The organism is Phyllobacterium chamaecytisi (assembly GCF_020164455.1).
GTDB classification, from domain to species: Bacteria; Pseudomonadota; Alphaproteobacteria; order Rhizobiales; family Rhizobiaceae; genus Phyllobacterium; species Phyllobacterium chamaecytisi.
In genome coordinates, this window is record NZ_JAIQWW010000009.1 from 161890 (window position 1) to 187264 (window position 25375).

Genomic DNA, 25375 nt, shown 5'->3' on the forward strand with positions numbered 1-25375 from the left:
AGTCGGGGTTCACCTGGCGGGTAGTTCACTATGCGTCCGCCTTCTTTCAATTGAACGAGACTGGCACGACAGGCCGGTGAACGCTGACGTCAGCGCAGCTTTAGTAGATCCGCCATTGCCTCAGGTTCGATCGGCCTGCTGAAATGGTATCCTTGCGCCTCGTCGCACCCATTGGCACGCAAAAATTCAAGTTGGTCTTCCGTCTCAACCCCTTCTGCAATCACCAGCATGTTCAGGCGTTGTCCGAGTGAAATGACCGCGGATATGATGCTTCGGTCATCCTCGTCATGGGCAAGGTTGCGCACGAACGACTGATCAATCTTGAGACGTGAAACGGGCAGACTTTTTAGAGCACTAAGGCTGGAATATCCCGTTCCAAAATCATCGATGGCGAAATGAACCCCTAGCACTTGAAGTTCCTTCATGGTTGCAATGGCCTGATCGACATTGCGCATCAAAAGGCTCTCGGTCAGTTCAAGTTCCAGGTACTCTGCATCGAGGCCATTTTCTTCCAAGGCTCGGATTACCCGGCTCGGCCAGTCCTTTTCCTGAAACTGCCGGGCCGAGACGTTGACGCTGACGCTGAGCTGCGCAAGCCCTGCATCCTGCCAGGCTTTGTTTTGACGGCAGGCTTCATTCAGGACCCAGTCACCAAGCGGAACGATGAGGCCAGTTTCCTCCGCCAGAGATATAAATTGCGCCGGCGACAGGATACCGAGAACCGGATGTCTCCAGCGAACCAAAGCTTCAACGGCGAAGATGCGCCCAGAGCGAAGATCGACTTGTGGCTGATAGTCCAAATAGAATTCTGACCGGGCGATGCCATTGCGGATCGCATCCTGCATGGCAAAGCGTTCATGGGCTTTGGTGTTCATTTCAGGCGTAAAAAACTGGAAGCTGTCCCGCCCACCATTCTTTGCCTGGTACATTGCTGCATCGGCGTTCTTGAGCAATGTTTCCGCGTCGGAGCCATCTTGGGGGAAAGTGGCGACTCCCATGCTGCAGGTGATGTTAAATTCGTGACCTTCAATAGCAATCGGCTCGGTTATGGCCGCCATGAGCTTGTGCAGGATAACCGAGATCGCATCGGGGCTTGCCGCCAGATCGACCAGCAGGATGACGAATTCATCCCCACCAAGTCGCACTACGGCATCAATCGGCCGCACGCAGTTTACCATTCGGGAGGCGACAATCTTCAGAAGCGCGTCGCCGGCCGTATGACCCAGCCTGTCATTTACTGTTTTGAAGTTGTCGAGGTCCACAAAGACCACAGACACCCATGGATTGTGCCGCCCCGTGCGCAACATGGCTTGAGTAAGACGATCTTTTAGGAGGATTCGGTTCGGCAAGCCCGTGAGGGCGTCATGATGGGCCATGAAGCTTATCTGATCTTCGGCCCGCTTGCGCTCGATCGCGATGGCGGCGATCCGGACAATCTTTTTTGTGAGCCGCATCTCCAGGGAACCAGGCATCCTCACCTTACCCGAATACATGGCAAAGGTGCCAAGAACATCGCCCTGATGCGACAGGATCGGCGTCGACCAGCAGGAACGCAGGCCATGGAGTTCTGCCAGTTCCCGATAGTCGATCCACAAGGGCTCATTCGCGATATCAGTTACTACGACACTCTCGCGCCGATAAGCGGCGGTGCCGCAAGAGCCCGCCTGTGGCCCAATCGCGATGCCATCAATGGCGCGGCAATAATCCGCAGGAAGGCTTGGCGCGGCCCCATGCTTGAGGTGACCTCCGTCGCTATCGAGCAAAAGAATGGATCCCAACACCCCCTCAAGCTGTTCTTCGATCAGCCGCACTATCCTGTCGAGCACGTCTTCAAGAGGGGAATTCATTGCGATCATTTCGAGGACCAGCGTCTGACCGTCGCGGAGACGATTGGCATTTTTGCGGAGCGTCACATCGCGAGATATTCCAACAAGCCCTATGATCTCCATTTTGTCGTTGTGCAGGGCGAGTTTGGAGGTAGAGAGCCATTTCCTGACTCCGGTTACCGCGTCGGTGACCTCTTCCTCCATGTCAATGGACGGGATGCCTGATTTGATTATTGCCTGCTCGACGGCCAGGAATTCAGACGCGACTGCATTCGGGTGCAGATCAAAATCCGTTTTGCCGATCAGCTCGCTGGGGTGGCTACAACCATGGATGCGCGCTACCGCCTGATTTACAATAACAAAGCGATGATCAAGATCCTTTACGAACAAGTAGTCGGGCAACTGATCGATCATCGCCCGCAGTAGATTTCGTTCCGCGGTCAAATCGGTGCCTGCCGGAATGCCGGCATGGTTTTGCGCTGCCGTGTCACCCATCGTCACGGCTAGATGTCGGATTTGCAATTGACCGCTCTCTGAGTCGGATGGGCCCGCATGGACGTCATCTTCGATTGAAGGAGCGCGGATGAAAAGTCTCCGCAACCAGGGCATTTGCGTCTGGATATAGTCATCGACCACGGGAGCTATTCCCTTACGCCGGAACGCGTACGGCTCGTTTGTTGCTGCATCTCTGCACTAAAACCCATGGTCCGCTCCCGGTCAGCCGCCAGCGATGCGATCAAGCTGACGTCTCGCTTTCCATTGTTGAACAAGCGCATAACCTCTCGTGCCAAACGTCCAGTGTTTTGAGGTTGACCGTCTGATGCATCAAGCATGAACGTAGCTTGTTCATAGGCTGATGCCATGATGTGCCAGTTCACCTTGCTGTAGGCAGCTTTGGAAACGGACGTGAGAACTTCAAACGACATGGCTGCTCCCTTTCGGCGGGAGCTCGTCTGATCTCTCTAACGCCAGCGGCCGATTGAATGCGTGACGACCCAATCAGAGTCCACTTATAAAGCAAGCAAGTCAATTCAATCGAGAAAATCCAATGCTTTCCGTGACTTGTGGGTCCACGACGGATACGGAGAACGATCTTTCGATAGCGCAGGTGGCGGCTCTGAGGGTAGCCTTTTTACATGGACGCATCTGGCTCAATCACCTAGCTTGCCGTCGTGCAGTGTTTTGGAAGAAATTTGTTCGTGATCAAAGACCTCGCCAAAAAAGCACTGTCTGCAAGTTGATTTGCGCAATCTTTAACCATTGTGGAAGCGTCCTGGGCCCCGGATCCGCAGAAGCGAACGTTTCGGACCTCATGTTGATGGTGAGTCGCTGTTCTTGCACTTCTGCACTGCACAAAATTTGTTTGCGCATTGCACGAACTTTAGCTATTGAGCCCGCAGCTGATGCACCCGATGGTCTCCTCCCAGTTCCATCGCATCAGCTGTTCCCCTCTGGAGGTTTTGACCTTCACACCTAAAGGGCCTCGGTTTTCCGATGGCCCTATTTTTTTCTGGGTGCACGTTTCGCTGCTTTACGCGACGCCATAACCTGCTCGTTATCGGGAACCCATCATCGAGAAATGTCCGAAACGTACGTACATATTTCGGACGCCGCACTTGTCTCGGACATGACCAACGACCCAATCGATCTGAAGCGAGCTATGATCGAGCGCATCGGTGCGGACGCGTGGCTCAAGGTGTGGACACCAAGCGATTTCATCGACCTCGCCTCGCGGGCTGCGGTCGACAGGCGTTACAGCGGCTGACAAAAAGCGGGACGCTGAGGCGAATCGATCGCGGACTTGACGATCAACCCGGATGCTAGTCGACCAAGTGACCGCCGCGAACGATAGCGGCCTAACCGACGGCGTTCCAGCAAAGATCGTGGTTCACACTGATGCACGCCGCCGTGCGATTAAGCTCGGCAATGTGACAATCACTATCCGCCCAGCCGCAGCAAGCAAGCCGCTCTGGGCCGGCCAGGGTGCGTGTCGTCCAGGCGCTTTATGGCTGCGCGACCTCCTGGTGCGCGAAGGAGAAAGCGATCAGGTTAGACGCACGCTCACAAGCTCTTCGAGAATCCAAAAATCGATCTTATGACGTAGCAACGGAACATTTACCAAGCCGCCGGCGTTTCGTATTTATGGAAAATCCCCAGTTTCCGGCAGTTACCGTCGAAACGACTGAAGATGACAAACTTCAAAATGTCACTTCGGTGAGGCAGGCTGCTACCTTTCTTGTGAATGGATGGCCCGCCAATCGCGGCCAAGCCCATGTCATGGCCCGCATGGCCTGCATCGCTGCACTGGACGGTCACGGGTCGAGCTCGAAGGCAAGGGCGGCGTTTATCGCTGCCGCAAAGGAAGCTCGCATTTACGTTCGTGATAGTGCCTGGCCATTCTAAAACTCGCAGCGGATCGGCATGGAGACTGCCAGTTCAACCCCAACCAGCAGCGATTCATTGCGACGGCGCACTTTGGCATTTCCCATATCAGATCGAATATCGGGTGACCGCTAGAACCATATTATCCGGCTGCATGATTTGCTCATTCAAGCCAGAGGAGCGGCATCCGGGGTTCATTCGTCACCACTTCAGGCGAAAACCCGCCGTGCCATTCAGGCTATAGCTCTCGCCGAAATTGGTCAGGCTGGTATTGGCCGAAACTTCGCCATAGATGGAATATTTGTCGTCGGCCCAATTGTAACTGCCGCCCGCTCCGATGCCGCCCCAAGTCCGGTCGCCAGCGCTGGCAAATTGCACGCCTGCAACATCGACTTTCGAACCATCGTGGAATTCGTAGTAGAGATTAGCAATGCCGTAGAGATTGGTGCGCGTCATTTTGCCGGAAGCATCTTGCCAAGCGTTTTGATAGGCAGCAGAGATACCGACACGCCCCACCAGACTATCGCCCGTGTTGAGTGAAACGCCCGCACCGAACGGATCGATGAAATTGTCGAAATTGACATTGGAATAGGCCAACTGGGCCTGCGGCGTCATCGTCCAGTTTTGGTCGATATCGATGCGCTTGCCGGTTTCGAGGCTTAAAGCATAGCCGAAACCATCATTATTGTCCGCGAGGCTGCGATTGAGCGTATCGGAGGTAAGATCACTGTCGTACCAGGTGGCCTGTGCCTGACCATCGACATAAAAGCCGTTCTGGCCCAACCATGTCAGCGAACCACCGAAGCCATACCCGTCCGTGTCGATGGAGCCATCGCCGTAGACGGAAGAGACGTCCGTGGAAATGTGCCCATAATGGAAGGTGACGCCTCCGATCAGCGTACCACTATTGTTTCCATATAGCGCTCCGTCAAAGCCCGACTGCAGTTTCCAGAAATTGTAATCGTAAGCGGCCTCGGTGGTCGATATCCGCGAGTCGATCCGGGCATGACTGCCTTCGATCCTGGTCCAGATAGCGCCGTAATCGATGGCCCCTGCGCCGCCTTCCGATGGCAGTAGCGAGGCTTCCGCTGTGCCGGGGCCATCACCCTGCTCCACGATGGCATTGCCAGCGCCGACCCAGTAACGGTTGCCGACACGCTGCTGCATTGTTGCGAGGCCGTTGAGGCTCTGCAGGCTCTGTGCATAGGTCTCATAGAGCGGGGCGCCGGGCTGATAAATCGGGCCGGTGGGCGGAGTGACCGGAGATATCGTGGGAGGAGTGGTCGGTGGTGTCGTGGGTGGAGTAGGAGTAAGCTGTGTCAATTCGGAACGCAAATACCAGTCGCCATCACTCGGCGTGCTGACACCGTTCTTGTGCAGGGTATAGCCATAGGCACCGGCAACAACCGCCTGTTCACCACCGATGACATAGTCGCCAAGCAAATTGAATGCACCGTTGGAAACACCGCCGATATCGACGATTTTGATGCCTTCTATGGTCTGAGCACCACCACTGCCAAGATTGATGACCCTGACCTTCGTGCTGCCGGAAGTATCGCCAGTGACGACAAGCCTGTCGGCCGATGAACTGTCACCGGCCAGCGCCGCCTCGATTTCCAGAATGCCGCTATTGCCAATATAATTGCCGTTGACGGTCAGCGACCCGATAGAATTGCCCGGTGCCATCACACCGCCTGCCTCGTTGGTTGTGTCGCCGACGATTCCGCTGCCCCTCAACGTACCGCCATTGGCAACCGTCATCGTGCCGCCAAGCCGGCCATTCACCGACAGGATGCCTCCGGAGATGTCGGTTTGCCCCGAGAATAGTGAACTGTCCGCCATGAGCGTGGTCATGCCGGTACCCAGATGGCGGATTTCGCCACCTCCGGAAATAACACCATCAAAATTCATGGCATCGGAGCGGTTAAAGGCGAGAACCCCGGCATTGGCGACATTGCCGGCAATGCTGCCGGAGGTGCCGGCGTTGCCGATCTGCAATGTACCGGCGCTGATGGTCGTGCCCCCCGTATAGGATGCTGCGCCGGCAAAGATCAGATCGCCGCTGCCATCTTTGACGAGGCTGCCCGCGTCGGACAGCGGGCCGTTCAACGTCAGCGCTGTTCCCGCATCGGTCAGCAACCTGCCGGTGCTGGCCAGATTGACTGAACGGCTCGTCCCGATGTCGGCGGTCGTGTGCAGCGTGCCGCCGTCAAGCGTCAGGCCGCCGGATGCGGCACCGAGGTTGGCGTCGCTCGCAATGGCCAGCGTGCCAGCGCTGATCACCGTGCCCCCCGCATAGGTGTTGGTTCCCGTCAGAATCAAAGTGCCAAGATCGGTCTTGACCAGTTCCGAAGCTCCCGTGAGTTCGGGCGCTATCGTTGCCACGATGGCAGCACCGCCAGCGGTGCCGTCACCGACGCGAATGATGGATGACGGTGCTCCCGACAGGGTGATTGCCCCGCCATCAATCAGATAGCCGTCGGTGGCAAACTGCATGCCCGACGCATTGATGGCCCCAAGGCTGTTGTCGACCGTCACGGTGCCTTGCGTGCCGGCGAAGATCGCGAAGGCTGCATCCTGGGAGGGTCCGTTGACCGCGCCGCTGCCTCCCGTCCAGCTATCGTTGCCCGTTGAGGCCTGCCAGGTGCCGTTGCCGCCGTCCACGACGCTGTTGTTCTTGGGGCCGGCATTGCCGTCCCAATAGTTAAGCGTCATGCCTTGTGTGCTGACCAGATTGACCTGATTGGCAATCGACGTCTGTACATAAAAATCAGGAATCGGGATCGTGCCGACCACCAGGCCGTTATCGGTTAGCGCGCCGCCATAGCTGATGGCCCGGTAGATGCCCGGATCGAATGCTCCCCCGGCCGATACCGCCACATTCAGCGTGCCGTCGAGCGCAAGATCACCGCCGACGATGGTCAGGTCATTGAGGAGACCGCCCACGGCATTGGCCTGACCAAAATTGTAATCGAGCACCGACCCGCTGGCGAGGGTCAGATCCTGCAGGATCGTGAGGGTGCCGGGAGTCGTGCCGGTATCGCCCGGCGACAGTGTGCCGCCATCGCCGACCACCACGCTGCCACCGATCGTGCCAATGCCGCCGAGCGTTCCGCCCGTATTGACCGTGGTCAGAGCGGTTGCCGTCGACTGGTTGCCGTTGATGAACAAGCCGCCAGCGGCAACCGTCGTCGCGCCCGCATAAGTGTTGGTCCCGGTGAGGACCGTGGCACCGCTGCCGGCCTGGTTGACCGAACCGGCGCCCGAGATCAAACCGCCGAACGTCATAACATCGGAGCGGTTGAAGGCGAGGACACCAGCATTGGTGACATCCCCGACAATGCTGCCAGAGGTGCCGCCATCGCCGATCTGCAGCGTGCCGGCGCTGATCACCGTGCCGCCCGTATAGGTGTTGGTTCCCGTCAGCGTGGTCGTGCCGAAGCCGCGTTGCTCCAGGCTGCCGGCCCCGCTGACGGCGCCGGCAAAGATCGCAGCATCGGAGCGGTTAAAGGCAAGAACGCCGGCATTGGCAATGTTGCCGGCAAGATTGCCGGAGGTGCCGCCATCGCCGATCTGCAGCGTGCCGGCGCTGATGGTCGTGCCGCCCGTATAGGTTGCTGCGCCGGCAAAGATCAAATCGCCGCTGCCATCCTTGACGAGGCTGCCTGCGCCGGAAAGCGGACCAGTCAACGTCAGCGCCGTTCCCGCATCGGTCAGCAACCTGCCGGCGCTGGCCAGCGTCAGCGAACGGCTCGTCCCGATGTCGGTGGTCGTGTGCAGCGTGCCGCCGTCAAGCGTCAGGCCGCCGGATGCAGCACCGAGGTTGGCGTCGCTCGCAATGGCCAGCGTGCCGGCGCTGATCACCGTGCCCCCCACATAGGTGTTGGTTCCCGTCAGAACCAAAGTGCCGCCGCCAATCTTGTACAAACCGATGTTCGGCGCGTCGCCACTGATCACAGAGCCGATGCCAGCCGTGAGCCCGCTGTTGACATTGACGAAGCTTGAGGCCGGTCTCCCGCCCGGCGCATCGCCAAGCATGTTCAGAACGCCCCCCGTGAACTGATAACCGTCGGCTACGAACTGGAGCCCTTCGAAGTTTTGTGTGCCTGCAACAATGATAGGTCCCGCTGCACCGCCAAACACACCGACCTGGTTTTGCCATCCATCGTTGATGCTGTAGTCCGGCCCAGCAGTCCAATTGGTATTTGCCGAATTCCAGGTTCCAGCGCCACCGCTGGCGATGCCGTTGCCAACGCCGTCGAGACCATCCCAGACCTGGACGAGCTGACCACCGTTCGATACGAATACGTTGACCTGATTGAGGATGCCAAGCTGCAGCGTCCCAGTGCCGAGCGTCGAGCTGACCGTCGCTCCATTGTTGATAAGTGTTCCGTACTGAAAGAGCTGGTAGTAGCCACTTTCCGTTGGCGTCAGATTGATCGTTCCATCAAGTGTCAACTGCCCGTTGACATTGACAAGATCGTTCAGGGCCCCGCCCGCCACACCCGCATCGCCAAGTTCGAAATTGCTGATCGACACCGCGTTCAGCAGAAGGTTTCCATTAATCGTCAATGTGCCGGAGCCCGCGCCGGCTGCCAATACGCCGGAATTCCCTACCGCAACGTCACCGCCGATCACACCGGTACCGCCCAGCGTTGCACCGGCATTCACAGAAATAAGACTTGTGCTGTGGCGCCGCCGATACCCGATAAAGTTCCCTTGGATTGTGCGACATCGATATCGAGAATACCGCCGTCGACAATCAGCGCACCGGTAGAGGCGCCAAGTGCGTTGACCGACGAAGCTCGCAATTGACCTGCCGTGACGGTCGTCGTCCCGGCATAGGTGTTCGCACCGGTGAGGTTGATGATAGCCGAGCCGGTCTTGGCAATTGAGCCGCTTCCCGAAATGATATTGCCAACGGTTGTGTCGATGATCGACTGATCGAAGGCAAGTCCGCCTGTGACAGAGATATTGCCGATCAGACCCGTGGTTGCATTGGCAAATGTCAGAGCATTGGCTCCGCCAGTGAAGGTGATCGCATCAGCACCAAGACCGCCTGTGACCAAGCCTGCAAAGCCCATTGTGATAGCGAGGTTCTGGCCGGCAATGCCGGCGCCGCTGGTGCCATTGGCACCCAAGCTCCCGCCGATGCCGCCATCGCCGCCAGTGCCGCCAACAATCCCCGCACCACCCACGCCTCTGACCCCACCTGTAATCGCGGCCCCGATGATGAATGTCTGCGCTACTCCTCCGGTAAACAGAAGACCGATGCCGCCATCGCCAGCGTCTCCGCCTTCGGCGCCCACAGATGCGCCGCCCACGCCGCCTGCTCCGCCGGTGACGCCGACGATCAGTGGTCCAAGGGCTCCGCCGAGAGTGGTTATTGCGCCATAGCCGCCCGCACCACCACCACCGCCGCCGCCTGCCCCGGGAGCTGCTCCACCCGCTCCGCCTACGCCGCCAGTGGCTCCTGCTCCAGGAAACAGTCCTCCAGCGAAACCATGCGCACCGCCACCGCCACCGCCGCCGCCTCCACCGACAGCGCCAACTGTGCCGACGGCTCCGACTGCCCCCGGCGTCGCAGCGCCTGCGCCTCCTGCGCCTCCTGAATTCAGGATTGTTCCATCCCCGCCTTTACCGCCGGCACCGCCGGTGACACCGGCGGCGCCACCACCACCGCCACCACCACCAAACGAGTTGGCTCCTCCCCCGCTTCCCGCCCCGCCCGAGGTTTCACTGTTGCTGACACCCGCCGCACCCCCGGGTCCGGCAGCGGTACCGCCAGCTCCGGCATCGGCCCATGTGGGGGTGGCTGCCAGAGCAGCGATGAGCGCAAAAGCAGACACCATCGTCGGCAGGACGGATGTCACTGCTTTCATCGAGGTTACTGCTTCCGAAATCTTCGCAAAATGGGTCAGCGAGCGTTGTTTTAAGCCTGAAAGCAGCTTCGACTCCTGTCCGAAATCCAGCCCAAACGGCAAGGCTTTGTTGGAACGGCTATGGATCATATCGGTGCTCGTATTCATGGCAGCGGACCTTTGGACAGAAAAGTCTAGAGCTTCTATTGCGACTACTGATCACGGAGATGCGCTCCAGCGCGGCTTGCGCACCATTGACGCCAGTTGAAATAGAATCTGGATTTGGGTTCAAACGAGCTCTGCTTAGATTAATCTCTCGGAGACCATCTAAACGTTCATAAATAAATTACGGCAATAGAAAAAATATAAAGAAGAAATATCACTTTTTACTACTGCAGTTTTGTATCTTAGTTTTATGCATTCAGTAAATTCCTCATATCACACAAAGTTATATCACATCGTTTTATTTTATAATGTTTCGACAGCGCAGAAAAAATGTCCATTTGATGGGAAGTTCATTTGAACTTGAGGCCGGAAGTTTCTGGGCAGCACATCGCCGGCCTGAGAGCGGCGGAGCGAATAGGCTTCGATAGCGGGTGTTGAGGGGTTCACCTGCTTGTCCCGGTGCCGAATACCAGAACAAGTCTTTGCCCAGCACTTGCAACAGCTATGACGTCGACTACCCTCACCCACGCCTGTCGCACTTCAGATGGAATCTACGGAACGGCGGCAGACCCGGCACAAACGATGCATAGGACGCGATCTTCTCTAACGCACATTCGGAATGAATAACCAACACTCAAGTGCCGTGGCTACTGGCTCCCTGCACATCCGGCTGCGGCCATCGCTGCAGCGCGATGCGGCCAGCTTCTGTCAACGCATAGACGCCTCTATCGAGGCGCTCAAACCAGCCATAAACATTCGAAAGCAATATCTTGCCCGCGTCCGGTACGTTGGTTCCAATATCGCGCACTCGCAGCGGTCCTGCCGTCAGAGTTGCCGCACAGGCAAGCGCCTGCTGCCGATATGCCGTCATAATTGGCGTGCGGGTACTACCACCAAGCACCGGATCTCCGCGTCGTTTCTGGTGTTCGCGCATAAGCCTCGAACGCCGCTTTGGATCGGTCCGCGGCATTGGTGACACGGAACGAACGATGACGCTGACCTCGCCGGCATCGGAAATGCCCAGCATGCCAACGCCAAGCCTGCGGCAGAGGTTGCGGTAGCGTTTGTCGGCTTCACGACCTCTACCGCTGGACGATATCCGGGCAGCGATCCAGACCTCGTTTGAAATGGTCGCCCGGTCGACCGCCTGCAAAATGAGCTCCAGATTGAAGCTTAATTTTAGCTCGGCGACCACGACAACAGGCGGATCGTCATTACTGAGGCCGACAAGATCGCAGCCGCCAACCTCGCCCTTGACGACGTAACCTGCCTTTTCAAGAAAGCTTTTAACCGGCAGATAGAGCGAAGTTTCCATGTATACAGATCGAATCGGAGAATCGTTTGACAAAAAACTACACCGATATGGCAGCTAGGGACACCGCATTTGCCTCGCATTGAGAACTATCTAACCCACGACCCCGCTGAAATCTTTTCGATCCCAACTCAAGATTCGGCCTGTTCAATTGCAGAACCTGCCAGAAACTTTGAAAATGCCGATAATAGTGGTTTTCGATTGTTGCCCCAAATTCTACAATGCCCCTAGTGCAAGCGGTAGGATCAGGATGATGCCGACGGATTGTGGGCCGAAGATTTTTCTCAGGTACCTGGAACGAAAATGCCCAATGTCATAATATCGAAAACCGCAATTGTTGCTGCCTTGAACAACCTTAAGGGTCGAGAGATCCAAGTTTCGCTAACACAGAGTTCATATTTAATTGGTTATCTCGCGCTTACAGATTTATTTCGAAAATTGGATTTGAGTTGTCACAAACAGGTTTTGTCGGGAGCGTATGCCGTTTATGGTTGGATGCCGACGATTCTGAAGAGCCCCCCGACAGGCTCCGGAGCGTCTGATTTGAAACGGCTTGTCGAGGCTGGGCGTGATAAAGGAAACTATCTAGATCTCAACGCTTGGAAAGAAACCCTTCAGGCGATCAACAATTCTGTTGTAGGGACCAGCAAGTTTCTTCACTTCTCCGCCCCCGATGTTTTTCCAATTTGGGATTCAGTTGTGGCGAGATCTTTCGGGCTATCACAGTGGCATCAACACGCGCGAGCGAAAGAATACATTGCCTACTTCAATGCCGTTCACTCTTGGCTCTTGGATCCCGATAGTCGCCTGCCTGAAAATTTTCGTAGCGCGTTGCGGCCATTGAAAGAAGCCCACAATTTAGGAAAGCTTCGACAGTTGGAACTGGCGTTGTTCTGGGAGGGGCAACTGAGCGAGCCTGGTGAAACCAAAACCGCCAAGCGGTGATATTGCCCTTCGTATTGGTTGTGAGGACGGCGTCGGTTAGACGCAAATTAATGGTCGCACGTGCCTGCTTCTAGTAATCGTCGTCCGGATTTGGCGTGAACTCGCCCTCATTGTCGTTGCCATCGGAATCGTCATCATTGTCTGATTCGTAACCCTCGTCGTCGTCATACCCGTATCTCGTTCTACTAATAGCCCGTGAAGGTCGCTCTCCAAGGCGAGATACATAGCCTTCAATATCAATAAGAGCGAGCTTTCGATCTGCCAAGTGCTCGAATTCCGATGCAAATTTGCCTGAAAAACTAGCTTTCGTGATCCCTATAGACCTCGCGACGAGGTTTGTAAGCCAATCGGCATCTTCGGTAAAAAGTTTACTAGCAAACTTTATCGATGGCTTTTTCCTTAGGCGTTCATCCTTATAGGCATACAAAAGGAGCGCTTGGACATGGCCATTCTGAGATTTGGACAGTTCGTCGGCAACATGATCGCTTATGTCAATTCTACACGACAGCAACAGCCATAAAAGCCATACGATTTCATGATGATGGTTGAATGCCAGATGCATTAATAAAAGATACTGGCAGGCTTCCTGCCATCCACTGCTATCAATTTGGCCACCAATAGCTTTTCTCTTAACAACGAGCAGCGCCACATAATCGATGCAATGAGGATGGTGGTGGCAGATACGCTGCAAATAACTTTCCACCACATCCCAATGGTCTCGATCATAAACTTTGATTTGATCAAGATGCCGCAGAACAATTTTAATAGGGCTCTGAGAGCCAATCTCACTGGAAATTCTCAATGATCTATCCAACGTATAAATTAAATCCTCACGTGAGCTATGCCACGAGTTTGTTTCTCGAGTTAGCTTCCTAATTTCTTGAGCCCACAAATCATTTATAGGATCTAAGCTGTTATAAATACGTGTTTTACTGTCATTTATCTGCAATTCGAATTTCTGTAAAGTTTCTCTAAGTTGTGAAAGAACAACCAATGCATCGGATTCGGTGCGAAGGCCAATGTAGAAGTCATCCACATGCCGGACTGCGCCAACGATCAAATTACCAACTGAAGCATGTAATGACTTGTCAATGCTTGATGCCACAAATTCTGCAATCGGACGAAATGCATCCGGACCGACAAGGACACCCCTCGTTTGAGCGGATTGACAGTTCCTCGTGAAGAAATCCAACTGATTGAAAATCAAATCATTTGATTTCGGCGATTGGTCGGCCTTTGATGCTTCTATGCCATGAGCAGCCCACGAGATTGAATGCGTGTAGATACTTGGAAAAAATTGTGAAATGTCGGTCTTAAGAATGTAGGGGGCGTAACGTAATTTGATTTGCGCCTGGGCTGCGATTTCAGACAGGGAGGAAACTTGGATGGATCGATCTGCATTGTTTCCCGGAATTTTAGGAGCGCTTACGGAAAACGGAGAGATCTGGAACTGTCTTTCGAATTTTTTCCAATGTTTGTGCACGAAAGTCGAAACGTAAAAATACGAGATCGGGTGTGGCGTGCCAAAGAAACGTCTATTGCCATCATGTTTAGTTCCACTGTATCGAATGTATTCTGTCGGCCTTTTATGGAATTTCTTGTCATCAATATCTGCGACAATACCTCGAATGGCGCGCTGGAAATCACTTGATACAAAGCAGGGAGGGAGGGTTTCAGGAAAAAATCCTTTAGCGATCAACCAGTAGCGATTTTTCATTTTACCCTCGAACCAACTATCCACGCGTGTCTTACAGACTATTATAAATTTCACCAAGACTATGTTGGAGGCTTGCCCCTCGGGCTGCGCCGCTCCAGTCATTCCCTTACGATCTGGTAGTGAATTCTACGTGCAGAAACACTAACATTTAGGACAATCGCCGGCCGCGACAGCGTACAAGTTTCCTGGTTTCATGTTCGATTTTTCTGTGATAAAACCTCTGCTATAAATTTCGTATACAGAGGAAACATCACTTCCAATGCCCTCGACTGGTGCCCAACGGATTCGAGCGCTCGACCTCCTGAGAGCTCGGGGGATGCTTCGGCTGAAGGACTTTGTGGCCGAAGGAATTGGACCCGAGACGCTCGCCCGTCTCGTTCGAGAGGAAGCGGTCGTCCGCCCGGCGCGCGGCCTCTATCAACTCCCTGACACCCACGTTGAGGCTGCCCATGCGCTCGCCGAAGCGGCTGTTCTAGTCCCAAAGGGCGTGGTCTGCCTGACCTCGGCGCTCCAATACCACGAACTGACCCTGCAAATGCCCTCATTTGTGTGGATGGCGATCGACCGTACCGCCTGGCGTCCCAAGATCGATTATCCGCCCATCAGGTTTGTGCGCTTTACTGGGTCGGCGCTGACCGAGGGGGTCGAGCGTCACCGCATCGAGAATGTCGATGTCGCCATCACGGATCCGGCGAAGACAATTGTCGATTGCTTCCGCTACCGGACCAAGGTCGGTCTCGACGTTGCGATGGAAGGACTACGCGAGGGCCTCCGCCGCCGCCGGTGCACGCCTGATCAACTCTGGCGTTTCGCGCGAAAGGCGCGGGTCTGGTCGGTCATGCGTCCTTACGTCGAAGCGACGGTGTCCAATGCCGCATGAGCCCCGCAACGTCGGCGCATCAGTGCGGGCGCGGCTCCTCGACCGAGCGCGTGCCGAACGATCAGATTTCCAGATTCTCCTGACGCGCTATGCGATCGAGCGTCTACTCTATCGGCTGAGCGTGTCGCCGCATCGCGATCGCTTCGTCCTCAAAGGTGCGATGCTCTTTGTGACCTGGGTCGCCGACCCGTTTCGGCCCACTCGCGACTTGGACCTGCTTGGCCAAGGCGACGACGACGCCGAGGCCATTGCCGAAACTTTCCGAGCCATTTGTGCGCAGCCGGTCGCCGATGACGGAGTAACGTTTGATGTGGCCGCGTTGACGGCGGCGTCGATCCGCGAGGAGGTGGAATATGGTGGCGTGCGGGTCCGCACGACGGCAACCATCGCCGGGGCGCGTATCCCGATCCAGGTCGACATTGGCTTCGGCGATGCGATCACGCCGGCGGCCATCGAGATTGACTATCCCGTCCTGCTGGACTCCCCGACGCCGAAACTCCGGGCCTATCCTGTCGAGACGGTGGTAGCGGAGAAATTCGAGGCGCTCGTCACACTCGGCATAGCCAATAGCAGGCTCAAGGATTTCTACGACCTCTGGGTGATCTCCAGAACATTCGAGCTTCGCCGGGCCGCCCTCGTCGTGGCCGTACAGCGCACCTTCGAACGACGCAGAACGGTTCTTCCGTCTGACATTCCGGTTGGCCTGTGCGATGAATTCGCGGAAGCCCGGGCCGCTCAATGGCGCGCCTTCCTCGGCCGCGAGCGGTTGGCAGGAGCACCAGGGACTTTCGCCGCCATCATCGCCGATCTTCGAGTCTTCTTGATGCCGCTAGTCGTCGGATTAGAAGAAGAGCGATTTTGGCCGCCGAGCGGGCCGTGGTTGCCTGGAGCAGCAATCGATGAGGCATAGCCGAACGACAAATTACGCCGTCCAGCTTGACGCAGCGCAATTGGTGAACAAATGGGCCGTGGTCGCGGCTTCCGGGGGGACGCATGGATAAGCAGCACTTCTATCGCGTGGGCAGCCATTCAGGCGCCTTGGACGATCTGCCTGCAAACCCCGACCAACTGGACGCCCTGATCAACAGTGCTCGAAAGCACATCGAGCCATGGCTTTCTGCTGTTTTTCAAGCGGAGCACCTAAATCTGCTGCTCGGTAGCGGGTTCACCACAGCGGTCGGTTGCATCGCAGGTGTAGGTGCCACGGGAATGGCCAAGGTTACGTTTGGAACGACGCATGACGCCGCCATCGATGCGCATGCCCAAGCCGGAGCTACGGCCATGAAAAGAGGTGCAGCAAATATCGAGGACCAGTTCCGAAGTGCGCTTGCTCTGCTTGACGGTCTGGGAGTTATCGACAAGGGAGCAGCAAAGACCCTCAAGGATGGCATCGATGCTCAAATGTCCGGATTCCTTAGATCACTCTTGAAGACGGAAAGTGGGATCGTCGCTGGAAGGGACCCGGCATCAAAGGAAGCTGCTCAAGGTGCTCTGCAATCATTCCTACTCAGTTTTGCGAGCCGGGCTGCGTCTCGCGAACGCTTGCACGTCTTCACAACCAACTACGACCGTCTGATCGAACATGGCTGCGATTTTGCGGGCCTTCGGATCATCGACAGATTTGTCGGCGCTCTGAATCCGGTCTTTCGGGCGTCGCGCGTTGAGGTTGACGTCCACTACAATCCACCCGGCATTCGGGGAGAGCCCCGATTCATGGAGGGCGTCATTCGCCTGACCAAGCTTCACGGCTCATTGGACTGGTTCTTCGACAAGGACGAACGGCGAATCTACCGGAAAGGCATTCCATTCGGGGCCCCTGCGGATCATACCGACATTCCCAAAAAGCCCGTCGATACGGTCATGATCTATCCTAATCCTGCGAAGGACGTCGAGACAACCCAATATCCATATGCGGAGCTCTTTCGCGATTTCGCAGCCGCAGCCTGCCGACCCAACGCGGTTATCGTGACCTATGGCTATGGCTTCGGCGACGATCATGTGAATCGAGTGCTGCTCGATATGCTCACGATCCCGTCGACCCATTTGGTGATCATGGCCTATTCGGCCGATGATCGCCTCAAGACATTTACAGAAAAGACGCGCGATGCACAGGTCTCGTTGTTGCTTGGACCGCATTTCTCGGATCTTCAAACATTAGTGGCGAACTACCTACCGAAGCCGGCGCTCGACTACATATCCGGCCGAATGACTGAACTGTTGAAGCATCGTCCGGACGACCCGAAAGCCAGCGACCTGCCTGCAGCACCGCCTCCAGCGCCCGCAACCGGTGCGTTATGAGGCGATCATGACGAGTCCAATCGAACGTTTGTCGGGTCTTGTTGTCGGTGTCGTCGAGTCGGTCGCACCTGACGAAGTCAGGGTGCTGCTCGAGTTGGACGCTCCGCACTCGACGGCATTGAACACTGGCGTGCCGGCGGGGTTTCCGCGTCTCAATGGTTACGTGCTCATCCCAAATGAAGCTGGTGCGACGGTTGCCTACATCACCTGGATTGGGATCGAGCGCTCTCCTTACCCAAAGCGCGCTGGGCTGAAAGACTTCGGCCTGATCGATCTTCCGTTTCCACTACGGAAAATGTCGCTATCTCCGGTAGGAACACTGACATCCCGGCGCGACCGTGCTTCGGGAATGACCAAATACGAACTCTCCCGCGGCGTCATCGCGTTTCCGTCAGTGGGAGACCAGGTTCTCATCCCGACGCCCCCACAGGTCGAGGCCATTGTGGGCGCGAGGGACGACGACAAGAGAGTAAGAATTGGCTCCTCTCCGATGGCATCAAACGCGGCCATCATGGTCGACCCCGACAAGCTTTTCGGTCGGCACCTGGCGGTGTTGGGAAACACCGGGAGCGGCAAATCATGCACCGTGGCGGGGCTCATTCGATGGTCTATGGAGGCAGCAGAGAAGGCCATCAAGGACGCCAGTAAGACCGGAGTGCCCAATGCAAGATTCATCGTCCTCGATCCCAATGGCGAGTATGCCAAGGCTTTCGCTGATCGAGGAGAAGAACTGCGGTTGTTTCGCGTTCCACCCGTGACAGCAGGAGAGCGGCCGCTCGATATTCCTGCGTGGCTCTGGAGCGGGCACGAATGGACTGCTGTCGCTCATGCCCAGCCCGGCGCGCAACGTCCGTTGCTGATGCAGGGGCTGCGAGAGTTGAAGGCCGGCCAGTCGGAGGGGGTGCCGAGAGAGGCAATGATCCGCCGCTACCTTGGGTCCTATTCGATCCGGATATCGGGGATGTTGAACACCGGCACACAGGCCTTCGCGGGCGCTCCAAAAGCGAGATTCGAGTGTGCGCGGCTACTTGAAACGATCGCGTCAGATTGTTCCCAGTTTGGCGGTGAGGCTCTGGACTCGGCCAGCGGCGCACTTGCCGCGATTGCAACCACGATCACGGGAATTGTCGATAGCCGGAGATCAGGCAATTACTTCAACGACTTCGCGATTGCCGACCTAGAAACGATCCGTAGTGAGCTGGACACATTGGCACGGACGCTGCCGGATATTAGTCACGCGGCGCTTATCAGCGAGGATGCGCCACAGTTCTTTGACGTCAACATTCTCGCCGAACATCTTGACCGAGTCGCAACCGAGCAAGGAGGAAACCTTGCGGGGTTTATTTCGACACTCGGACTTCGAATTCGCGGAATGCTCGCCGATCAACGGCTTGGTGCCGTAATTGGGCGAGATCCGCCGACTTCCTTCGAATCCTGGCTAAAGGACTATGTGGGCGACGATGGCGCGAGCAATGGGCAGATCGCGGTTGTCGACCTATCTCTCGTTCCATCCGAGATCGTCCACATTGTTGTTTCCGTTTTGGCTCGGCTGATCTTTGAATCGCTTCAAAGGTATCGTCGCGGCCATCCGAAGGGCCGGACCTTGCCGACGGTGCTCGTGCTTGAGGAAGCGCACACATTCGCTAGGCGCGGTAAAGACGATGACGGTCCTGCCTCATCTCCAATCCAGCTCTGCCGCGAAGTATTCGAGCGCATCGCCCGAGAGGGGCGCAAATTTGGGCTTGGGCTCGTGCTTTCGTCGCAGCGCCCATCGGAGCTTTCTGCGACGGTGCTCGCCCAGTGCAACACGTTTCTATTGCATCGTATCGTCAACGATGCAGACCAGAATCTCGTCGCGCGCCTAGTCCCCGACAATGTGGGCGGGCTGTTGCGCGAGTTGCCAAGTTTACCGTCCAGGCAGGCTGTTCTCCTCGGCTGGGCAGCGCCGATCCCAGTTCTAGTAGAGGTTGACGAATTGCCCGATGCACAGCGACCGCAGTCGGCAGATCCAGATTTCTGGAGCGTTTGGACGCTAGCCGAAGAGCGAGGCGTCGATTGGGGCGCAGTCTCGAAAGCATGGTCGGGCGCTGCTTCGGTCCAAAAGTCGGAGGAGGAATGATCCGTATCCTCCACACAGCTGATAGGCACTTCGGTCAAACGCTGCGCGGGTTTTCTCGCGACGAGCACCATAACGTTTTTGAGCGGCTCGACGAGATCCGGGGAGACCGTTGAACAATGCCTGCACGTCATCAGCGAGGCCCATATGTTGATGTAAAAGGCGGATCTTTATCCGTTTTCCCAAGAAAACCCATTCGCTTAGAAGTCACCGTCCTTGCGTATGATCGTATTCAGCATGCTACTTTGACGTTTAAACGAATCATAAACCCGTGGAGATAAATCTTGAGCGATAGCGTCCTGCTGCAGTTATTGAGCCAAGGGTTGATAGATGTCCGCGGCGACGACGCCAAACTGGAGAAGCTGGAAACCACAGCAGCGGATTTAGCAGCCCTACTCAAAAAAGACCCGAGCAAAACGATACCTTACGTGCTCGTTGCGTGTGATCCCGCAGTGCGAACGGACGATGAGGTCGTGCTTTCCGTTGTCGAGGCACTTAAAAGCCGGTGGCCGACCTATGTCAACACGTTTTCCGGAACTCCGATTGCGGTTATCAGGGCGATGCTTCTACAGGCGCTCGCTCTCTCTGCAAAGGATGAAGACCGCATAGGCGTCGCATTCGTCAATACAGCAAGAAACGTCCTTCCACTCACTGAAGCGGACAATGAGCAAGGCGTGTGGCACGGTGTCATTGGTTCCCTCGAGGAGAAGATCGACGGACGTGCAGAAACAGAATGGGCGACGCCGGACCAGATTTCTTTCGCGCCCATGAGATTCGAAGCTCCTGCTTTGAATGAGCCAACGGTAAAGCGAAGTATGGCGAACAGAGACTATCTGAAAAAAAACATCCAGGCAGCCGCCGGCCCACATTATCATGACAATCAAACGGGCAACGTCGCTACGAATGGAAACCCTTATTGGCCCCAAAACGCAGCTCAGTGGAATACGGAATTCGGCCAGCGTATGGCAAGCGCCGTAGGGGACGTGATCGACGGGGTTGTTAAATCCGTTTCTGTTGAGTTGCCCGATGTCTCGGCGCCACTTACGGCTCTTGCTCAAAGCGCTTCCGAATATGTAGGGGCTGCCGTCGCCCAGGTCGGCGTCGCCACCGTGGGCCTTCAGCGACGAACCAATCTGCTGTGGTGGAAGGAGTCCCTGTTCTCACCAAGCGCTCGAATTAATTATCGTGCACTATCGCCTGCCGCTGCGGCGGCGCTCATGGCATTTGACTTACACAATTTAGTCCCAACCTTCTCCCCAGCAAGCGTCTCTTCATTTCTTCACGAAGCGGTTGTCGCTCTTCCCGGATACGACTCCGGGAAAGAGTATCGAATCCTTGAACTCGCTGACGAAATAAAGGCGAATCCTAGTTTGAGAGCGCTTCGCGAACATGTTGCAGAGCCTGACAGATCGCAATCTGGGAGAATGTCGGTCACTTCTTTCGTTGGATCGGCACCCACTTTGGAGGGATTCGCAGGTGTCACAGGCGTTTCCCCTGACACTCAGTTAACTCTTCCCGCATGGTCCGCATGGATATTTCGAGAGCTCCAGGCTTCGCGGGCCGTTTCGGAAGCTCGCCAAAGCCCCAAACGGACGCGGAAAGGTTAGAAATGAGGGAGTGTACCAACGCAAACTGTTTCGTCCCTCATGTAGGCTGCGATATGGGACACGTCGATCTGCACAAATGTCCGATTTGGGCGGGTAATCTGAAACCACCGTCAAAGCCTGCTGATGTAAGTGAGGAAGTGCTACTGCCTTGGTCGGGGGAAGCGCTTGGACTGGCCGATCTCGCATTCGTCGCCGGTCGCGCTCGGCCGATGATGGTAGGTGTCGTGGGTCCGCAAAATGCGGGCAAGACGACCTTGCTTGCAAGCCTCTATCTTCTTGTCGGCCGGCACGGCACTGGGCTGGAAGATCGTCAATTCGCTGGCTCGTTTTCCTTGGCTGGCTGGGAAGCCGTGTCGAGCGCGCTCAGGTGGGATCCAGGTCATCCTCCAGATTTTCCGCCCCACACTGCGAGTCGCGGCGGGCGGGCCCCTGGTTTCCTGCATACTCGGTTCAGGAGTCCCCACAGCTTATCGCCAGCCGACTACGTGTTCGCCGATGCACCTGGCGAATGGTTTCAGCGCTGGGCCGTAAATCGTGACTCGGTCGAGGGGGCCGGCGCCCTTTGGCTTTCGGATCACGCTGATATTTTTTTGCTGGTTGCGGACCGTGAAGCACTCTCAGGCGAGACCAGGGGCGCCGCCCGTAATGCGTTCCGATTGCTGGCGCGCCGCGTGGGCGACGAACTTCGCGGTAGACCCGTGGCTCTGGTGTGGACCAAGTCGGACATCGATATTGATGATGCAATGGAGCAGGCGGTGCGTTCAGCCGTCGTAGACGTGATGCCCAACGTCGCCGAGTTTTCGGTGAGCATCATGCAGGGGGATAGCGTACCGGAAACGAGTATGATGAAGCTTTTTCAATGGATCTTGAAGGAGAGGCGACCATTGACACGGCTCCCTCAACCTACTGCGCAAAGCGACGATCCGCTCTTCCTGTTTGGTGGGGCGGCGACGTGATCGAGCAAAATTCAATTCTTGTCATCGGCGAAAGCGGGGTCGGTAAAACTCATTTCGGCGCGCAACTGCTTCAGAGGCTTATGGGAGATAAAGGGAGGCTGCGAATGGACGGGGCAGCCAGCAACCTCGAGCCCTTTGAAGGTGCTCTCGAGAGTTTAAACGAAGGTCGTGCCGCCGCGCACACGGCCACGTCGACATATCTGGATAGCATCTGGCCCGTGTCCGACGCCGCCGGCGCTCGGAGCACCAAACTTATATGGCCTGACTACGGTGGAGAGCAGGTGAGGAGCATCAGTTCATCCCGTCGCGTTCCGGTCGAGTGGCTCGAACGCGTTAAGGCTTCGTCATCTTGGCTTCTTCTGCTGCGGCTACAGCAGACGAGGGTGGGCGATGACATTTTTTCACGGCCGCTCAATGAGCAAGGCGTCAAGCCTCCTCAAGCACGTGACGTCCATATGTCGGATCAAGCGCGGATGGTTGAGCTTCTTCAGATTCTGCTTTTTGCCAACGCCAGTAGCGACCCACCCGTTGAAAAACCCAACCTGAGCGTCCTTTTGACTTGCTGGGACGAACTGCCCGATGGTTTTACTCCTCAGAGCGCCCTTGCCTCGAGAATGCCCATGCTCGAATCCTTTATTCGTTGCAACTGGACCGCACCTATTTTCATGGGAGTGTCTGCATTGGAACGACCACTTAGTCCCCATGAACGTGATGCCGAATACGTTGCGCGCGGGCCAGAAGAATTCGGGTATATTGTTGAAAGTGACGGCACTAAATCTCAGGACCTCACTATCGCGATCGATCGACTTCTGCGCGGCGTTGCAAACGGACGTGTGACGTGAACCTTGAGCAAGCCATCTTCGGTGAGTTAAATCGGGGACATGGTCTCCTGATGACGTCAGGCGACCGGCAGACGATGGCGGAACTAGCGCCCCGGCTCGATCTTCCGGACAATGCGCCTCCCGGCGCGGAATGGACACCCTTCGTCTCCGGGTTTCCCTTTAGGGACAAGTATGTCTTAGCGCGGACGTTCCACGACCCGGCAGCCCCAAGGGGCGGAATGGTTCTGGCTCACGCGATCTTGATTCCGCTGGAAAGTATTTGTGCGTACAGCGACATCCAACCAGTGTTTGACCAACTGATTTCGGAAGGTGTCAGACCATCATCCCTACCAGCGCTAGTGGTGCCGGAAGTTCTTGACCGACCACGTCAGGACCCGGAACTCGAGGCAGCGGTCTCCGCACTGCTGACTGCTGGCAACGGCCCTGTAGTACGGGTTGGTCATGTTGGCTTTGAGACGCTTGTCGCCGCACTCTGGATACGGCTCTGGCCGGAAATGAGGAAGCATTTTTCGTTCCGCCTCAGCTTCGGGCCGGGCGATATCGTTGAATCGCCCGCTCCCCTTTTAGTCTGCACCCCAAAATCGCTGGTCGCTAGATGGCGGGGCTCTAGATTCATCGACCAGTTCCTGGGTGCGTCCCCCTCAGCCGCTGCCGAGGCTTTGTTGAGCCCCGACGCCAATCGGTCTCTTCTTGATTTCGGTGCCGCAATTGGGATGACTCCAGTTAGCTTTTCGGAACTGACTCTTTTGGAGCAGGCGTTTCGTTTTAGCGAGACTGATCCTCATGGGATGCGAAATGCGCTCACCGCCGTGCGCCTCGTTGATGCGCTGTCTCCACAATCGGCCGATGGACGCAAGCGCAAGGAGGCTTTGACTAGAAATCTGGCATTTGCGCTGGAGAGCGCGAGCACCGCGGACCTGCTCAAGCTTCGCAATCTTGACCTCAAAGCGTTTGATGTGGGTAGCGTCGAAGTTTGGAACTCTCTTCGTGACCGTATCGCCAAAAGCAATTTCCCTCCGCGTGAGGACGCCGAGTTTATTGAGCTCGCCAGAAACGCCTTGTCCGAAGAGGCCATTGCACCTTGGCGGGAAGCGGCGATTGCGGGTTTTGCTACGCCGTCACGCGAGGGAAACAAATCTTTTGCTGCCGCGCTCTGGCGATGGATAGCGATCGCCGGTGACCTCGTCGCGAATCTTTTGCAGAGGACAGACCTCGGGAGGGAACTTGAAGACGTAATGGTTACCCTTGCGCCTACAAAACTGCCAAACGGGGCGCCGCTACAAGTTCTCAAACTTGCAGTCGAGAAAGGTCTCTTCCGACTACATGCGTCGATTTCTCTAGCCGCATTTGGCATCGAAAAGGCTGTTCGCCTCCAAGCTAAGATCGAGCCACGTAATTCGTCGCAGGGTATCGCTGTTATCGCGGATCACGCTATGGACGAGCAGAAGGTCGACATGGCCGTCGATCTGCAGGACGAGCGATTAACCGTATATGCAGCAGAGGCTGTCGCGCGGAGGCCGGAGCTTGTGCGAAAAGCCGAAGATTCTCCAAAGGTAATGCGTGCCATCTGGCGCTCAGCGCTCTTGATAAACATCGGCGCATGGAAAGGGCCATCCAAACCTGTCGATCAATTTCATCGTCTACTTGCGAGTATGTTGGACGGGGAACAAGATGTTGCCCAAACAATCGGTCTGCTTTCCAAGACGCCTTTGGCGAATGTCATCAGTTTCGCACGACGCTCCGAAATCTGGAGCGTACTACCAAGCCCAGCGCGAGAGAAGCTTTTGTCGGCGACGGCTGACGGATGGTTCAAACAAATGGAGGAAGGACATCAAATATGGACCCCGGAGGCGGCGTTGCTGGAGGCGGTTTGCCGAATGCCAAAACTTGCCCTGCTTTTAGACGACTTGGCGTCTCGTGACTTCGGTCGCGCCATCGAAATCCTGACGGTTACCGGCGCTTATGGGGAAACGCAGTTTAGAAAGTGGTTGGCTGCCGCCCTTATCAAAAATACGAGGCTAACAGAACAGGAAGCTGTGAGCCTGGGCCAGTTGATCACTCGGCAACGCTGGTCTGTGACTGTAGACGATCTGCTGAAGCTTCTGTCTCTCGGACGAGAAGACTTACGGCCGGCATTAAGAGGCGCCGTGGACCTTATCAGCTACCTCAATCGGTGGCTGAACAAGCTCACGCCGGTGAATTCATTCGAGAAGTGGGAGTCCGTCGCAGATCTTGCCGCCGAGCTATATCCCACGGGACCGGATCATGATGCTTTATGGGAGCGAGCTGGTGGGCGAAGTGCTGATGTCCTGCAGAATGGCAATGGACGCTTTAAGTGGCGCGAAGCCCTTCGGACAGTACGATACGGCCGTGAACCACGCATTCAAAAATTATTGGGGGAAATGCTCCGGGACTATCCTCAGAATCAGCACTTGAAATTGCTGGCGAACGATCCCGAATTCAGATGA

The 25375-nt window shown here is 56.2% G+C and carries 17 protein-coding genes; 11 read left to right on the forward strand and 6 right to left on the reverse strand.

Features of this window, described 5'->3' with window-relative positions; all coding sequences use genetic code 11:
* Positions 1-89: 89 nt before the first annotated feature.
* Positions 90-2462: a sensor domain-containing protein gene (locus LB462_RS15930; protein WP_224509759.1), complete on the reverse strand. Its 2373-nt coding sequence runs from the start codon at positions 2460-2462 to the stop codon at positions 90-92.
* Between the two features lie 5 nt (positions 2463-2467).
* Entirely contained in the window at positions 2468-2752 is a 285-nt protein-coding gene (locus LB462_RS15935; RefSeq protein ID WP_224509761.1) for a hypothetical protein, read from the reverse strand.
* A gap of 653 nt (positions 2753-3405) precedes the next feature.
* Here LB462_RS15935 and LB462_RS15940 point away from each other — a divergent pair.
* Both LB462_RS15940 and LB462_RS15945 read left to right on the forward strand, forming a co-directional pair.
* The gene (locus LB462_RS15940) at positions 3406-3591 is read left to right on the forward strand and encodes a hypothetical protein (protein WP_224509764.1); all 186 of its coding nucleotides are present in this window, start codon (positions 3406-3408) and stop codon (positions 3589-3591) included.
* A 377-nt stretch (positions 3592-3968) separates the two neighbouring features.
* On the forward strand, positions 3969-4229 hold the full coding sequence (locus LB462_RS15945; RefSeq protein WP_224509767.1) for a DUF982 domain-containing protein: 261 nt from the start codon (positions 3969-3971) through the stop codon (positions 4227-4229).
* Between the two features lie 180 nt (positions 4230-4409).
* Here LB462_RS15945 and LB462_RS15950 read toward each other — a convergent pair whose 3' ends face one another.
* The 3 genes from LB462_RS15950 to LB462_RS15960 all read right to left on the reverse strand — a co-directional run bounded on the left by LB462_RS15950 (position 4410) and on the right by LB462_RS15960 (position 11549).
* Positions 4410-8879, reverse strand: coding sequence for an autotransporter outer membrane beta-barrel domain-containing protein (locus LB462_RS15950; RefSeq protein ID WP_224509770.1), 4470 nt, complete (start codon positions 8877-8879; stop codon positions 4410-4412).
* On the reverse strand, positions 8876-10237 hold the full coding sequence (locus LB462_RS15955) for a hypothetical protein (RefSeq protein WP_224509957.1): 1362 nt from the start codon (positions 10235-10237) through the stop codon (positions 8876-8878). The genes LB462_RS15950 and LB462_RS15955 overlap by 4 nt, the downstream gene beginning before the upstream one ends.
* Before the next feature lie 631 nt (positions 10238-10868).
* On the reverse strand, positions 10869-11549 hold the full coding sequence (locus tag LB462_RS15960; RefSeq protein WP_224509772.1) for a DUF2161 domain-containing phosphodiesterase: 681 nt from the start codon (positions 11547-11549) through the stop codon (positions 10869-10871).
* A gap of 300 nt (positions 11550-11849) precedes the next feature.
* Between LB462_RS15960 and LB462_RS15965 the strand changes: the two genes are divergently transcribed.
* Entirely contained in the window at positions 11850-12491 is a 642-nt protein-coding gene (locus LB462_RS15965) for a hypothetical protein (protein ID WP_224509775.1), read from the forward strand.
* 70 nt (positions 12492-12561) lie between these two features.
* On the opposite strand, the gene LB462_RS15970 is transcribed toward LB462_RS15965, so the two are convergent.
* Positions 12562-14208, reverse strand: a complete 1647-nt coding sequence (locus LB462_RS15970) for an RNA-directed DNA polymerase (protein WP_224509777.1) — start codon at positions 14206-14208, stop codon at positions 12562-12564.
* A gap of 259 nt (positions 14209-14467) precedes the next feature.
* Between LB462_RS15970 and LB462_RS15975 the strand changes: the two genes are divergently transcribed.
* The 8 genes from LB462_RS15975 (at position 14468) to LB462_RS31570 (ending at position 25375) form a co-directional block, all read left to right on the forward strand.
* Complete coding sequence (locus tag LB462_RS15975; RefSeq protein WP_224509780.1) at positions 14468-15088, forward strand: type IV toxin-antitoxin system AbiEi family antitoxin domain-containing protein; 621 nt, start codon at positions 14468-14470, stop codon at positions 15086-15088.
* On the forward strand, positions 15078-15998 hold the full coding sequence (locus LB462_RS15980; protein ID WP_224509784.1) for a nucleotidyl transferase AbiEii/AbiGii toxin family protein: 921 nt from the start codon (positions 15078-15080) through the stop codon (positions 15996-15998). The genes LB462_RS15975 and LB462_RS15980 overlap by 11 nt, the downstream gene beginning before the upstream one ends.
* A gap of 83 nt (positions 15999-16081) precedes the next feature.
* Positions 16082-17386: an SIR2 family protein gene (locus tag LB462_RS15985; RefSeq protein WP_224509785.1), complete on the forward strand. Its 1305-nt coding sequence runs from the start codon at positions 16082-16084 to the stop codon at positions 17384-17386.
* 7 nt (positions 17387-17393) lie between these two features.
* Positions 17394-19505, forward strand: coding sequence for an ATP-binding protein (locus tag LB462_RS15990; RefSeq protein WP_224509788.1), 2112 nt, complete (start codon positions 17394-17396; stop codon positions 19503-19505).
* 281 nt (positions 19506-19786) lie between these two features.
* Entirely contained in the window at positions 19787-21109 is a 1323-nt protein-coding gene (locus LB462_RS15995) for a GTPase-associated system all-helical protein GASH (protein ID WP_224509790.1), read from the forward strand.
* Positions 21110-21162: 53 nt separating this feature from the next.
* Positions 21163-22065 carry a TRAFAC clade GTPase domain-containing protein gene (locus LB462_RS16000; protein ID WP_224509793.1) on the forward strand — a complete coding sequence of 301 codons (903 nt, stop codon included), beginning with the start codon at positions 21163-21165 and terminating at the stop codon, positions 22063-22065.
* Positions 22062-22907, forward strand: coding sequence for a TRAFAC clade GTPase domain-containing protein (locus LB462_RS16005; RefSeq protein ID WP_224509795.1), 846 nt, complete (start codon positions 22062-22064; stop codon positions 22905-22907). The genes LB462_RS16000 and LB462_RS16005 overlap by 4 nt, the downstream gene beginning before the upstream one ends.
* Positions 22904-25375 carry a GAP1-N1 domain-containing protein gene (locus tag LB462_RS31570; protein WP_224509798.1) on the forward strand — a complete coding sequence of 824 codons (2472 nt, stop codon included), beginning with the start codon at positions 22904-22906 and terminating at the stop codon, positions 25373-25375. The genes LB462_RS16005 and LB462_RS31570 overlap by 4 nt, the downstream gene beginning before the upstream one ends.

What these genes read in the sequence shown, in the direction of transcription:
- LB462_RS15935 (WP_224509761.1), bottom strand. Translation starts at nt 2,752, where the DNA reads ATGTCGTTTGAAGTTCTCACGTCCGTTTCCAAAGCTGCCTACAGCAAG.
- LB462_RS15940 (WP_224509764.1), top strand. Translation starts at nt 3,406, where the DNA reads ATGTCCGAAACGTACGTACATATTTCGGACGCCGCACTTGTCTCGGAC.
- LB462_RS15945 (WP_224509767.1), top strand. Translation starts at nt 3,969, where the DNA reads ATGGAAAATCCCCAGTTTCCGGCAGTTACCGTCGAAACGACTGAAGAT.
- LB462_RS15955 (WP_224509957.1), bottom strand. Translation starts at nt 10,237, where the DNA reads ATGAATACGAGCACCGATATGATCCATAGCCGTTCCAACAAAGCCTTG.
- LB462_RS15960 (WP_224509772.1), bottom strand. Translation starts at nt 11,549, where the DNA reads ATGGAAACTTCGCTCTATCTGCCGGTTAAAAGCTTTCTTGAAAAGGCA.
- LB462_RS15965 (WP_224509775.1), top strand. Translation starts at nt 11,850, where the DNA reads ATGCCCAATGTCATAATATCGAAAACCGCAATTGTTGCTGCCTTGAAC.
- LB462_RS15970 (WP_224509777.1), bottom strand. Translation starts at nt 14,208, where the DNA reads ATGAAAAATCGCTACTGGTTGATCGCTAAAGGATTTTTTCCTGAAACC.
- LB462_RS15975 (WP_224509780.1), top strand. Translation starts at nt 14,468, where the DNA reads ATGCCCTCGACTGGTGCCCAACGGATTCGAGCGCTCGACCTCCTGAGA.
- LB462_RS15980 (WP_224509784.1), top strand. Translation starts at nt 15,078, where the DNA reads ATGCCGCATGAGCCCCGCAACGTCGGCGCATCAGTGCGGGCGCGGCTC.
- LB462_RS15985 (WP_224509785.1), top strand. Translation starts at nt 16,082, where the DNA reads ATGGATAAGCAGCACTTCTATCGCGTGGGCAGCCATTCAGGCGCCTTG.
- LB462_RS15990 (WP_224509788.1), top strand. Translation starts at nt 17,394, where the DNA reads ATGACGAGTCCAATCGAACGTTTGTCGGGTCTTGTTGTCGGTGTCGTC.
- LB462_RS16000 (WP_224509793.1), top strand. Translation starts at nt 21,163, where the DNA reads ATGGGACACGTCGATCTGCACAAATGTCCGATTTGGGCGGGTAATCTG.